The following is a 12,116-nucleotide window of genomic DNA, read 5'->3' as shown; positions in this document are numbered from 1 at the left end:
GGCCGCCTCGACTGTCTCAGGTCGTGGCCGCCTATCAAGGGTTTGCAAGCGGTGCGGGTGTCCGAACAGGACTCGTCGACCAGTTGGTCGCGTGTTCGGCTGACGATCCCGCGACGGCGCTGCGGGAGTGGGCTGGGAGGCCCGCCGTTCAGCCGGATCTGGTGTCACGCCAGTCCGTTCGCGTGCACGGCAAGGTCAGATCGCAGGGGCCCGGCGCGTTGATCTGGGCGCTGCCCGCTGCCGTGCGGCGACTTGAAGCTGATCAGATTCGCGGGCTGGTCGAGCTCACCCATGGCCCCGATTCGCCGGCTGCCGATGCTGTGATCATGCTGGCCGAACACCTCTTCACAGGCACTGAGCTCGATCCACCGGACGCCGACCCGTTCACCGCCGCCGGTGCGCTGGCGCAGGCCGTTCGTGGTGAAGGACGTGGTGTCGCGCGGGCGATCGCAGGTGCGTTGAAAGGCGGGCCTGAACACGAGATCGCGCACGTCGCCGAAGAGCTGTACCGGAGGTCGTGGTGAACCGCGAAGAGGCGATTTCCCAGGCTCAGCGGTGGGTCGCCGAGCACCGCGGCGAGGAGTTCCGCGTCGATCCGGACAGCGTGTTCCAGACGCGGGACGGCTGGAGCGCCGGATACGCCGTGCCCAGCGAGGACGGCCGGGTCCGCGGCGGCGGCAAGTGGCCGAAGACCGGGGTCGAGGTGCACGTGCTGGGCACGTTCGCGGAGATCGACGACGGCAACGTCGTGGACCGGCCGTGGGAGGCCGTGTTCGACCCCGAGTTCATCCTGATGCCGGGCATGCGCACCGACCCGTACTTCACCGCCGTCGCGGGCTGGCGCTCGAAGGAGAACGGCGACTTCCACCCCAACCCGGCGCACGTGCCGGGGCCGGTCGCGTCGGGCGAGCCGTGGCCGACGACGCCGATGGAGCGCTTCCTCAGCTATTTCGAGCGCGGCTGGTACGACCGCCCCGGTCTGGCGCACAACGGGGTGCACGGCGAGGTGCTGATCGCGGGCGACGCGTCGCTCGAGCGGTTCGACTACCCGGAGACGCTCGAGGTCCACACGACGTCCGAGCTGCTGCCGGAAGGCACCACCCGCTGGTACCGGGTCGCGCTCAGCACGATCCTCGCCAGGATCTACGGGCCGCGGTTCCAGGGCACGAGGCCGGCGAAGCTGCACATCAACCCAGGTCAGCGGTACGACACCGTGTTGCCGTTGAGCGCGTTCGCCGACGAGGCGTCGCAACACCTGCGGATGTGCGGGTGCTACGAGCACGACAGGTGGGGAAGCGAGGTGGGTCCTTGGATCTCTCCCGCCGACCTGGCCGTGCTGGGGAGGATCATGCGGGCCGCACCCGTCGACGCGGTGCCGGTGGTCGCCACGAAGTTCTCGTTCACCCTCGCCCGTGACGCCCACGACCGCTACTTCCTCATCAAGGACGAGCTCGTGGACACCGGGCGCCTGCGCGGCTGCCTGATCGGTGGAGCGATCGGTGACGCGTTGGGCGCGAACACCGAGAACCTGCCGATGGAGGTCGTCTACGAGCGGCACGGGCCGGACGGCATCACCGACCTGCCCGACGATCCGGCGATCACCGACGACACCCAGATGACGCTGTTCACGTTCGAAGCGGCCATCAGGTCGCACGTGCGCAAGCGGATCACCGGCAACGCGGGCTTCTCCGAGGTCGTCCAGCACGCCTACCAGCGCTGGCTGCACACCCAGAAGACGCCGTGGGAGAAGGCACGCGGTCCACTGTCCACTCTGGACGAACCGGACGGCTGGCTCATCGGTCACCGCGACCTGTTCCGCCTGCGCGCGCCCGGACTCACCGTCACGTCGGCGTTGCAGCAGTACGGCCGCACCGGCGTGATGGCCACGAGCGAGAACCCCGCCAACGACTCCAAGGGCTGCGGTGGGGCCATGCGCGTCGCTCCGATCGCCTTCTACGCGGAGGATGCGCTGGAAGCCTTTTCGTTGGCGAAGTATGCCGCCGAGCTCACCCACGGCCACCCGAGCGGGTACCTGTCCGCGGGCTTCTTCGCCGTGCTGATCCATGAAGCGTTGCAGGGCAATGGTTTGCTCGAAGGTGTCGACTCCGCGATGAAGGAGATCATTCGGTACGAGCACCACGAGGAGGTCGTCGCCGCGGTCGAGCACGCCATCGAACTGGCCGCTCTGGGAGAACCGAGTGTGGCCCGCGTGGAGGAGCTGGGACGTGGTGGCGTCGGAGACACGGCGCTGGCGATCGCGTTGTACTCGGCGTTGGTGACTCAAGACCCCAACGAGGCGTTGCTGATCTCGGTCAACCACGGCGGCGACAACGACTCGACGGCGTCGATGTGCGGCAACCTCGTCGGCGCGCTGCACGGCGTCGACAAGATCCGTCCGGACTGGGTCGAGCGCGTGCAGTTCCGCGAGGTCATCGACGCGATGGTCGCCGACTGGGCCACCGAGACCGGGCCGAACCCGCCGACGACGCAGGAGTGGTTGACCCGCTACCCGCCCACATAGGGTTGAGGTCATGGCGGTTGTTCTGGCGGTAGATCTCGGCACCACGGCCACGAAGGTCGTCGCGGTCGACGCCCAGGCGCGAGTCGTGGCCTCGACCGAGCGCGGCTACCCGATGCGCACGAGTGGTCTGGAAGCCACGCACGATCCGTTCCAGGTTCTGAACGCCGCTCTCGACGCACTCGCGGAGCTGGCGTCGGAGGACGTCCGGGCCATCGCGTTGACCGGCGCCATGCACTCGATCATGGGCCTGGACGCCTCGCTGGCTCCTGTCACCGAGTCGCTGAGCTGGGCCGACAACCGTGCGATCGAACAGACCGAACGTCTGCGCGGGACGGCCGAGGGGCGCGCCCTGCACCAGGCGACCGGTGCTCCGATCCACTCGTTCACGCCGCTGATGAAACTCGCGTGGTTCCACGAGAACGGCGTGCGGGCCGCGAAGTGGTGCGAGATCAAGGACTTCGTGCATCTGCACCTGACCGGCGAGCTGCTCAACGAGCACTCGTGCGGTTCGGGCACGGGCTTGATGAACGTCCACACCCTCCAGTGGCACGAGCCGTCCCTGGAGTTCGCGGGCGTCACCGCCGACCAACTCCCGCCGCTCGTCGAACCCACCCACTCGACGCCCCTGAAGGCCGCGATTCCCGGTCTGCGCCAAGGCATCCCGGTCATCATCGGCGGCGGCGACGGCCCGCTCGGCAACCTCGGCGTCGGTGCGGCGACCCCAGGAGCCGGAGCGGTTTCGCTCGGCACGTCAGGCGCACTCCGCGTGGCACAACAGGGTCCGGGCGTCGACGAGGAAGGCCGCACCTTCAGCTACGCCATCGCCGAGGGCCTCTGGGTCCGGGGCGGCGCGATCAGCAACGGCGGTGTCGTCGCGCAGTGGGCGTCGGAAACGTTCGGCATCCCGGTCGGCGAACTGCTCGCACAGGCCAACGAGGTCGACTCCGACGGTGTGGTCGCACTGCCGTACCTGCTGGGCGAACGAGCGCCGTGGTGGGACCCGACGGCCCACGCGGCACTGCTGGGCCTGCGTCGCGAACACACCCCGCAGCAGATCACGAAAGCCCTGGTGGAAGGCGTCTGCCAGCAACTGGCCCTGGTTCTCGACGCCGTCCCGAACGTGGAGTCGCTGCGGATCACCGGCGGAGCGTTCCGCGCCCCGATCTGGGCCCAGACGCTGGCCAACACGCTCGGCATGCCGCTGCACCTGACCGAGGACAGCGGCGGCTCGGCCGTGGGCGCCGCCCTGCTCGCCTGGCGCGCCCTCGGCGAGATCCCGAGCCTGACCGTCGACCTCGTCCAGCCGACTCAGACGATCACACCGGACGAGAACGCGATCACGAGGTATGCGACGGCACGGCCGTTCGTGGCAAAGGCGTACCGGGCGCTCGAAGAGCTGTACAGCGAGGGCATCGCCCCCAGAACGTGACTTCGGCCCGCTCGACGTGGAACCCGGCGAGTTCGACCGCCGGCTCGAAGACGCAGTCGACGTCCTCGACCCGCCCGCATTCGCGACACACGAGGTGGTCCAGTGCTGGCACGGCCCTCACCCTAGTCCTGCGATCTTGAACACATCAAGAAAACGAAAGGTTAAACATCTTGCCATCCGAGTGAGGATGACGATGTGGACCTCGCCCCCTTCAAACACGTCCTCATGCTGCCCAGGGTTCGCCCGCTAGCGCTGTTGATGTTCTTCGCGAGGATGCCACCCGCCGCGACCGGCGTGATCCTGACGCTGCACGTCGCGGTCACCCTGGACAAGGGGTATGGCGCCGCGGGACTGGTGGGAGCGGCGGGCACGGTCGGCATGGGCCTGGGAGCCCCGCTGATGGGCAGGCTGGTCGACGAACGCGGGCTGCGGGCGATGCTCGCGCTCAGCGTCACGGCGTCGGCCGCGTTCTGGCTCACCGCGCCGTTGATGAGCTACTGGACCCTGCTGGTCTGCTCGTTCGTCGTCGGCCTGCTCGGCGTGCCGATGATGTCGCTCGGCAGGCAGATGATCACCGCGCTCGTACCGGAACACCAGCGCCGAGTCGCGCTGTCCGTCGACTCGATCTCGGTCGAGCTGTCGTTCATGGGAGGACCGGCGCTCTGCGTGGCGGTCGCGACCAAGTTCTCCACCGACACGGCGTTGATGTTCATCGGCGTCTCGACCCTGCTCGCCGGAGCGCTGCTGTACTGGGCGAACCCGCCGATGGTGCACGAGGACGAGATCGTCGACGGGCCCAAGCCGAAGGTGTCCGAGTGGCTGCGCGGCCGGATCGTCGCCGTGCTGGTCGTCTGCATCGCGGAGACCGTCTGCCTCGCGGGCATGGAGGTGTCCGCGATCGCGTCGATGGAGCACATCGGCAAGTCGGGCTGGCTCGGCATCGTGTTCTTTGCGATGTGCGGGGCGTCCATCGCGGGCGGGCTGGTCTACGGCGGTGTGAAGCGGGTGCCGAACGTCCTGGTGCTGCTCGTGGTGATGGCGGTGTGCGAGATTCCGGTGGGACTGGGCGACGGCAGCGTTCTCTGGCTCTGCGTCCTGCTCATCCCGATGAACCTGGTGTGTGCACCGCTGATCGCCGCGTGCGGGGAGCAGATCAGCAGGCTCGCGCCACCCACCGCGCGCGGGCTGGCGATGGGGCTGCAGGGCTCGGCGTTCACCATCGGCGGCGCGATCGGCGCACCGCTCGCGGGCGTGGCGATCGACCGCGGCGGCGCCCCGCTCGGGTTCGCCGTCGTCGGCGTGGCCGGACTGCTCGTGGCGGGAGTTGCCTGGATGCTCGCCCGGCAACGTGAGCGGGTAATCCCATTGCCAACCGGGTGACGATGGGGGGCGTGAACCTCGCCCCCTTCCGACATGTCCTGGCGCTGCCGGGGGTCCGTCCCCTGATGCTGCTGATGCTGTTCGCGAGGATTCCTCCGACGGCGGCGGGCGTCACGGTGACCCTCCACGTCGTGACGACGCTCGACAAGGGCTACGCGGCGGCCGGCACGGTGGGCTTCGCGACGATGATCGGCCTGGGCCTCGGGTCGCCGCTGATGGGCAAGCTGGTCGACAGCAAAGGCCTGCGGGTCACGCTCGCGCTGAGCCTGCTCGAAGGCGTTTTCTGGGTGACGGCGCCGCTGATGGACTACTACCTGCTGTTGGTGCTCGCGTTCGCCAACGGGCTGGTGGCGGTGCCGATGATGTCGATCGGCAGGCAGGCGTTGACCGCGCTCGTACCGGAAGCGCAACGACGTCCGGCCTTCTCGCTGGACTCGATCTCGGTCGAGCTGTCGTTCATGGTCGGACCCGCCGCCGGTGTGCTGATCGCGACGAAGTTCTCGACCGGCACCGCGCTCGTCGCGATCGGCGTGGCGATCCTGGTGGCCAGCGCGGTGCTGTTCGTGGTGAACCCGGTGCTGGTGCACGAGGACGAGGTCGTCGACGGTCCGCAACCCCGGCTGAAGGAGTGGTTGCGCGGGCCGGTGCTCGCGGCGTTGATCATCCCGTTCGGCGCCACGATGGTGCTGTCGGGCATGGAGATCGCCTCGATCGCGTCGCTGGAACGCGTTGGTGAGCAGAGTTGGCTGGGCCTGGTCTTCGTGGTGATGTGCGCGGCGTCGGCCCTGGGCGGGCTCGTCTACGGCAGCCTGAAACGGGTGCCGAGCGGGGTCGTCCTGCTCGCGGTCATGGCGTTGCTGGAGATCCCGGTCGGACTGGGTGACGGCAACGTGGCGCTGCTGGCGATCGCACTCATCCCGATGAACTTCGCGTGCGCGCCGACCATCGCGGCCTCGACCGAACTGATCAGCAGGTACGCGCCGCCGTCAGCCCGCGGCCTCGCCCTGGGGCTGCAGGGCTCGGCGTTCACGTTCGGCGTCGCTGCAGGTCAGCCGCTCGCGGGGGTCGCGGTGGACCACAGCGGACCCCCGCTCGGCTTCGTCGTCGCAGGCCTGGCCGGACTCGTGATCGCCGGGCTGGGCTTCCTGCTCAGCAGGCAGCGTCAGGCGGTCTCGGCCACGTCCTGAGCGGAGTTGGCCAGCGCGAGGCCGGTTCGCAGCGCGCCCACGGCCTCGGACACGGCCTCGCGGAAGATCCCGCCGACGCCGAGCACGTTCGCGAAGCCGTGGAACAGGCCCTCGTGCCTGCGCAGCACGACCGGCACGCCCTCGGCGGCCAGCCGTTCCGCGAAGGCCTCGCCCTCGTCGCGCAACGGGTCGTAGCCCGCGGTCGCGATGTAGGTGGGCGGGAGGTTCGAGAGGTCCTCGGCGAGCATGATCGACAGGCGCGGGTCGTGGCGGTCCTGGCCACCGGCGCTGTACTGGTCGAGGAACCAGTCCATCTTCTCGTCGGTCAGGAAGAACCCGTTGCCGAAGATCTCCCGCGACCGGCGGCGCACCGAGGCGTCCACGCCGGGGTAGAAGAGCAGCAGGAACGCGATGTCGACCTCGGCGTTGTGCGCGGTGACCGCGGCCAGGTTGCCGCCCGCGCTGTCGCCGCCCAGGGCGATCCGGTTCGCGTCGATGCCCAGGTCCTCGGCCTTCGCGATGGCGTAGCGCAGCACCTCGGCCGCGTCCTCGACCGCCGCCGGGAACGGGTGCTCGGGCGCGAGCCGGTAGTCGGCCGCCAGCACGCGCACGCCGGCTTCCTTCGCGAGGAACCGGCACAGGTTGTCGTGGGTCTCCAGGCCACCGGTGACCCAGCCGCCACCGTGGTAGAAGATCAACAACGGCGACCCGGTCGGGAGCAGACGCGGCGTGTAGAGCCGGCCCGCGAACTCGCCGATCGTGAGGTCCCGCGACCCGACCCCGGTGATCTTCGGGCCGGACACGAGTTTCGAACTCAACTCCAGATCTAGGCGGCTCTCGGATGCTGTCTTCGTGCGCCAGTCAGTGCCGGACAGGTGCGCGAGCTTCAGCAGCAGCTGTGCTTCCGGGTGCAGGTACTGGCCGTCCAGGTAGATCGGGTTACCGGCGATGAGGCGGCGCAACGGGCCGGGAAGACCGAACGCGAAGCGCAGAGCACCGGCCAGTACGCCGGCCTGGAAGTTCGACATGTGTTGCACGTTACTAGCGAGTAGTGCTGGATCTCCAGGTATCTGGAGGTGGAAGGATCGGCGTCATGACGGTGACGGTGGTGGGCATCGGGGGCTCGATCAGGTCCGACTCGCAGTCCGAACGGGCGCTGCGGGTGGCTCTGGCGGGCGCGCGCGAACTCGGAGCGGAGACGATCCAGTACAGCGGCCCCGAGTTGGTGCTCCCGTTCTACGACCCGTCTGTGCCGGAACGGACGGACGTCGCTCTGCGGATGGTCGAGGACCTGCGTCGCGCGGACGGCGTGATCCTCGTGTCGCCCGGCTACCACGGCACCGTGTCCGGCCTGGTCAAGAACGCCCTCGACTACATCGAGGACCTGCGTGACGACGAGCGGCCTTATTTGGACGGCCGTGCTGTCGGCACGATCACCGCCGCGTACGGCTGGCAGGCCGCCGTGAACACTTTGTCTGCGGTCCGCTCGATCGTGCACGCGTTGCGCGGCTGGCCGACTCCTCTCGGCGCTGCGATCAACTCCGCGCAGGTCAAGTTCGACGGCGACGGTGCCTGCTCGGACGCCGACGTGGACCGGAACCTGCGCGTGATCGGCCGCCAGGTCGCCGAGTTCGCGCTGCGCCAGGCGTCTCATATCGACGTGAACTGACTCACGATCGGGCAGATAAGTCGTGTGCGATCCGTTGTGACTGGTGGGTAACAAAACCACTGACTCAAGGGAGAGCGGAATGGACACGCTGTACACGGCCGAGGCGACTGCTTACGGCGAAGGCCGCAACGGCGAGGTGCGCTCCTCCGACGGCGTGATCGACGAGGTGCTGTCGGTGCCGAAGGAGATGGGCGGCCCCGGCGGTGACGCGACCAACCCCGAGCAGCTCTTCGCGGCCGGCTACGCGGCGTGCTTCAACTCCGCCCTCTCGGCAGTCGCGCGCGCCGGCAAGATTCAGCTCGCTTCTTCTGAGGTAACCGCCAAGGTGGGGATCGGCCCGAACGGCGCCGGCGGCTTCCAGCTGGCCGTCGAGCTCGCGGTGAACATCCCCGGATTCGACCAGGCGGTCGCGGAGAAGCTCGTCGAGCAGGCCCACCAGGTCTGCCCGTACTCCAACGCGACGCGCGGCAACATCGAGGTGGCGCTCACCGTCACCGTCTGAGGAGGCGCGTTCAACAATGGCCAAGAACCCGATCACCAGCCCGCTGCCCGACGCCGACCGTGACGCGGTCGGATCCGTTCTGCAGGCGACCCTCGTCGACCTCGTCGACCTGTCCCTGATCGGGAAGCAGGCGCACTGGAACGTGATCGGCAAGAACTTCCGCAGCGTCCACCTCCAGCTCGACGAACTGGTCGTGCTGGCGCGCAATGCCGCCGACCAGGTCGCCGAACGCGCGGCCGCTCTCGGCGTCACGCCGAACGGCACGGCGAAGACCATCGCCGCGTCGTCCGGCGTGCCCGAGATCGCCGCCGGGTGGCTGCAGGAGGACCAGGTCGTTTCGTCGATCACCTCGTCGCTGGCGTCGCTGATCTCTCGCATGCGTTCGCGGATCGACGAGACCGACAAGCCCGACCTCGTCACGCAGGATCTGCTCATCGGCATCACACAGGAGCTGGAGCAGGCGCACTGGATGTGGCAGGCCCAGGCGGCCTAGCCGCGCCCAGGCTGGCTAGCTGCCCAGGCTGGCTAGCTGACCAAGTCGTGCCTAGATCATGAGTTGACGGATGGCCCGTTCCTCGATGGAGCGGGCCTCGTCGACTTTCTGGGCCAGCTCGTCGTAGTCGCCACCTCGTGCGATCTCCGACCACAACTTCCCGGACCGCCGGAACTCTTGCGCACCGGGAAGTCCGGCTTCGGCAAGGAAGTCCGCGTACAGCGGACGGGTCGCACCCGGCCCGGTGTACTCGACCTCGAGACAGTCGTGCAGCCGCTGGGCGACGAATCCGGGGTCGTCGGCCCAGCGCTGGGCCCACCCCTTCTTCCCCTTGTCGCGCAACTGTTCCGCGAGCTTGCGCATGCCGGAAAACCCGAAGTTCACGTCGAAGTTGTTGCCCAGCACCGGCCCGGTGAGGTGCTCGCACGTCATCCGCACGGCTGCCGCGACATCCGGCTCGCCGACCCGCTCGCCAATGCTGATCATCTCGTGCTTCCCGTTGCCCCACCGCAACATGAACTCGTCGATCGGCTCGTGCGTGGTGCCGTGGTTGAGCATCGTGACGGTGTCGCCATCGACGCCGAGCACGCCGACCGGGTGCTTGTACTGCCCCAGCATGCAGACCACAGGGCCATCGGCCTCCCGCAGCTGCTTCTCCGCCTTGCGCGCGGACGACGTCGTCGTCACGTCGTGCGCGATACCCGCGTGCGTGAGCGCCGCCTGGATGAACGGCGGCGCCGGGTGGTGGCGCGCGATGATCGTCATGGTCGGCGCGTGGCCCTTGTACTCGAAGACGAAGTACATGAACCCGATGCCCCCGGCCAGCCCGGCCAGCATCGCCTCGGACCACTCGTCGTCGAGGATCTCCCGCAACAGCCAGGAGTCGTGCATCTGACCGGTGGGCCGGGCATCCTTGAGCACGTGCCTGCGCGCGGTGGTGTACGACTCGCCGGTGCGCTCCATCCGGGCGCGAACCAGGCGCTTGAACGACTTCTGCTCGGTCATGGCGTGCCTCTCGCGGACGCGCACGAGCCGTTCCCCACGCCTAGCTCAGCTCGTCCGGGCTGCGTTCCTGCACACGACCGACCGGCGCCGGGAGGACACGAATCCCCTTTGCCTCCGCGACGCCGGTCAGCGTGGGTGACCGATCAGGAGGTGAGGCGCTCCGGCAGCGCCGCCGCCATCCTACGGTGCCACGAGCTGGATTTGGCAGTGTCCGATCCGCCGTGCACGCCGCCCCCCGCGCCTTTCCTTGTGACGCAACGCGCCACCCACTGATTTGGTTCCCGCTCTATCCACAGGCTAGCCGAATCCGGATAACCGCAGGTCAGAAAACCGCCAGCCTGTGGATAACTCGCGATCAAGCCTCGCGCCCCACCTAGCCTGCCGTGACGTCACGGCGCCACGAGCTGAATCTCCCGGTGCAACTGCCCGTCAACATCGGGATAAAAGGTGAGCTCCCCATCGCTCCAGCGAACCAGAACCCCGTTACCCCGCCCAGCCGTAACCGAAGCGTGCGTCCAAAGACTGTTAGGCGCCTGAACCTGACGCTCCTGACCAAGCCCCGCGGCAGCAACGTCACCGTAGATCGTGAACTCCCCGTCACTCCACCGAACGAGCAGGTCAGGCGTACCAGAGCCGGTCCAGTTCCCACCAGAGACGGTCTGAGCGTGCGTCCAGATGCTGCCGGGCGCCGCGAGCTGCCGCTCCGCCCCCAACCCGTTCGAAGCAATCCCCTGGTAGAGCGTGGTCTCGCCGTCGTTCCACACAACTACGAGATCGCCGCCGAGCCCGGCGATGTAGGAGGCGTGGTCCTTCCACAGGGCGTTGGGCGCGGCGAGCTGGCGCTCGTTGTGGAAGCCACCCTCGTCGACGGATCCGTAGTAGGTGACCTCCCCGTCGTCCCACGTGACGACGAGCCCGCTACCCACCGTGGCGATGCCCTTGGCGTGCGTCCAGATGCTCTGCGCCGCCGCGAGCCTGGTCTCGCCGGCGAACGGCTTCTGCGGGTCGGTGCTCGAACCGCCCTTGTAGAGCGTGACCTCGCCGTCGCTCCACCGGACGATCATGTCCAGCTGCGTGCTGCCCGTGAACCGGCCGGAGGTGATCAGCTGGGCGTGCTTCCACGTCGACCCGCTGCCGAGCGGGTAGCCGAGGTTGCCGTTGCCGGGCGGTACCGGCGCCGCGACTGCCTTGTCGTACAACGCCTTGACGCGGCCGTCGAACCGGACGCTGTAGTTGCGCGGGTCGGTGGCGGGAAGGTCCTGGCCCTTGCCGCCGATGACGCCCATCAGCTCCTTGGTGCCGCGCAGCACCCACGGGCCGCCGCTGAACCCGCCGGGGATGCCCAGGCACTGCAGCGTCTCCCAGTACTGGCCGTCGCGACTCGCATTGCTGTCGCACAGGTAGGGCTTGTCCTTGGCGGACGGGTACCCGTAGACGGTCATGTCCGCGGGCAGTCCCGCGTCGACGTGCAGGTTGAGCGAGCCGGTCACCTCGGCGATGTTCTTGCCGCTGCGGGGCTGCAGCACGACGAACGCGTAGTCGTACGGCGACCCGGCGCCGTAGATGTCCTGGTTGGTCTTCCAGCCGTCGTCGACGTAGATCGCCGCGGACTGCCACGTCCCGTACGGCGCCTGGCCGTCGTGGTAGCCGGGCGTGAAGAAGACGTTGCGCTTGCCGTAGACGCAGTGGGCGGCCGTCACGATCACGTTGCCACGCGGGCTGGTGACGACGCTGCCGGAGCAGTGGTGGTCGTTGGGATCGCTGGTGTCGGACAGCGAACCGATCTCGGCCCGCGGTGTGGCGACCTTGCTCTGCGGTGTTGCGGCTTCTGCGGCGTGCACCGGCAGCATCAACGCCACCAGCGCGAACGCCGCTCCCCAGTGAGCTTTCCTCATGGTCGCGACCCTATGGCCGAGCCGGTGACGTTTCA

11 protein-coding genes are annotated in these 12,116 nt (G+C 68.5%); 8 read left to right on the top strand and 3 right to left on the bottom strand.

The features are described from left to right. Positions 1-218 precede the first annotated feature (218 nt). From ABZ345_RS43895 to ABZ345_RS43875, 5 genes are all read left to right on the top strand, one after another. Positions 219-524, top strand: a complete 306-nt coding sequence (locus ABZ345_RS43895) for a hypothetical protein (RefSeq protein ID WP_359861108.1) — start codon at positions 219-221, stop codon at positions 522-524. After that, positions 521-2,521: an ADP-ribosylglycohydrolase family protein gene (locus tag ABZ345_RS43890; RefSeq protein ID WP_359861107.1), complete on the top strand. Its 2,001-nt coding sequence runs from the start codon at positions 521-523 to the stop codon at positions 2,519-2,521. Before ABZ345_RS43895 ends, ABZ345_RS43890 begins: the two co-directional genes overlap by 4 nt. A 10-nt stretch (positions 2,522-2,531) precedes the next feature. Next, entirely contained in the window at positions 2,532-3,950 is a 1,419-nt protein-coding gene (locus tag ABZ345_RS43885; protein WP_359861105.1) for a gluconokinase, read from the top strand. A 195-nt stretch (positions 3,951-4,145) separates the two neighbouring features. Then, positions 4,146-5,330, top strand: coding sequence for an MFS transporter (locus tag ABZ345_RS43880; RefSeq protein WP_359861103.1), 1,185 nt, complete (start codon positions 4,146-4,148; stop codon positions 5,328-5,330). 11 nt (positions 5,331-5,341) lie between these two features. Continuing rightward, positions 5,342-6,517: an MFS transporter gene (locus ABZ345_RS43875; RefSeq protein WP_359861101.1), complete on the top strand. Its 1,176-nt coding sequence runs from the start codon at positions 5,342-5,344 to the stop codon at positions 6,515-6,517. On the opposite strand, the gene ABZ345_RS43870 is transcribed toward ABZ345_RS43875, so the two are convergent. Beyond that, on the bottom strand, positions 6,493-7,545 hold the full coding sequence (locus tag ABZ345_RS43870; RefSeq protein WP_359861099.1) for an alpha/beta hydrolase: 1,053 nt from the start codon (positions 7,543-7,545) through the stop codon (positions 6,493-6,495). The two genes, ABZ345_RS43875 and ABZ345_RS43870, sit on opposite strands and share 25 nt — an antisense overlap. Positions 7,546-7,610: 65 nt before the next feature. On the opposite strand from ABZ345_RS43870, the gene ABZ345_RS43865 reads away from it, so the two are divergent. The 3 genes from ABZ345_RS43865 to ABZ345_RS43855 all read left to right on the top strand — a co-directional run bounded on the left by ABZ345_RS43865 (position 7,611) and on the right by ABZ345_RS43855 (position 9,181). Continuing rightward, positions 7,611-8,186, top strand: a complete 576-nt coding sequence (locus ABZ345_RS43865; protein WP_359861098.1) for an NAD(P)H-dependent oxidoreductase — start codon at positions 7,611-7,613, stop codon at positions 8,184-8,186. Positions 8,187-8,265: 79 nt separating this feature from the next. Continuing rightward, entirely contained in the window at positions 8,266-8,688 is a 423-nt protein-coding gene (locus ABZ345_RS43860) for an organic hydroperoxide resistance protein (protein ID WP_359861096.1), read from the top strand. Between the two features lie 16 nt (positions 8,689-8,704). Then, positions 8,705-9,181 (top strand): DNA starvation/stationary phase protection protein, encoded by a 477-nt coding sequence (locus ABZ345_RS43855; RefSeq protein ID WP_359861094.1) that lies wholly within the window; start codon positions 8,705-8,707, stop codon positions 9,179-9,181. A gap of 51 nt (positions 9,182-9,232) precedes the next feature. Here the strand turns inward: ABZ345_RS43855 and ABZ345_RS43850 are convergent, their stop codons facing one another. Both ABZ345_RS43850 and ABZ345_RS43845 read right to left on the bottom strand, forming a co-directional pair. Beyond that, on the bottom strand, positions 9,233-10,210 hold the full coding sequence (locus ABZ345_RS43850) for a DUF4872 domain-containing protein (RefSeq protein ID WP_359861092.1): 978 nt from the start codon (positions 10,208-10,210) through the stop codon (positions 9,233-9,235). 365 nt (positions 10,211-10,575) lie between these two features. Further along, on the bottom strand, positions 10,576-12,081 hold the full coding sequence (locus ABZ345_RS43845; protein WP_359861090.1) for a trypsin-like peptidase domain-containing protein: 1,506 nt from the start codon (positions 12,079-12,081) through the stop codon (positions 10,576-10,578). Between the last annotated feature and the right edge of the window lie 35 nt (positions 12,082-12,116).

The sequence above is a fragment of the Lentzea sp. NPDC005914 genome (assembly GCF_040629405.1).
Taxonomy (GTDB): Bacteria; Actinomycetota; Actinomycetes; order Mycobacteriales; family Pseudonocardiaceae; genus Lentzea.
This window is presented reverse-complemented; position numbering and strand designations above follow the sequence as displayed.

What these genes read in the sequence shown, in the direction of transcription:
- ABZ345_RS43885 (WP_359861105.1), top strand. Translation starts at nt 2,532, where the DNA reads ATGGCGGTTGTTCTGGCGGTAGATCTCGGCACCACGGCCACGAAGGTC.
- ABZ345_RS43870 (WP_359861099.1), bottom strand. Translation starts at nt 7,545, where the DNA reads ATGTCGAACTTCCAGGCCGGCGTACTGGCCGGTGCTCTGCGCTTCGCG.
- ABZ345_RS43865 (WP_359861098.1), top strand. Translation starts at nt 7,611, where the DNA reads ATGACGGTGACGGTGGTGGGCATCGGGGGCTCGATCAGGTCCGACTCG.
- ABZ345_RS43860 (WP_359861096.1), top strand. Translation starts at nt 8,266, where the DNA reads ATGGACACGCTGTACACGGCCGAGGCGACTGCTTACGGCGAAGGCCGC.
- ABZ345_RS43855 (WP_359861094.1), top strand. Translation starts at nt 8,705, where the DNA reads ATGGCCAAGAACCCGATCACCAGCCCGCTGCCCGACGCCGACCGTGAC.
- ABZ345_RS43845 (WP_359861090.1), bottom strand. Translation starts at nt 12,081, where the DNA reads ATGAGGAAAGCTCACTGGGGAGCGGCGTTCGCGCTGGTGGCGTTGATG.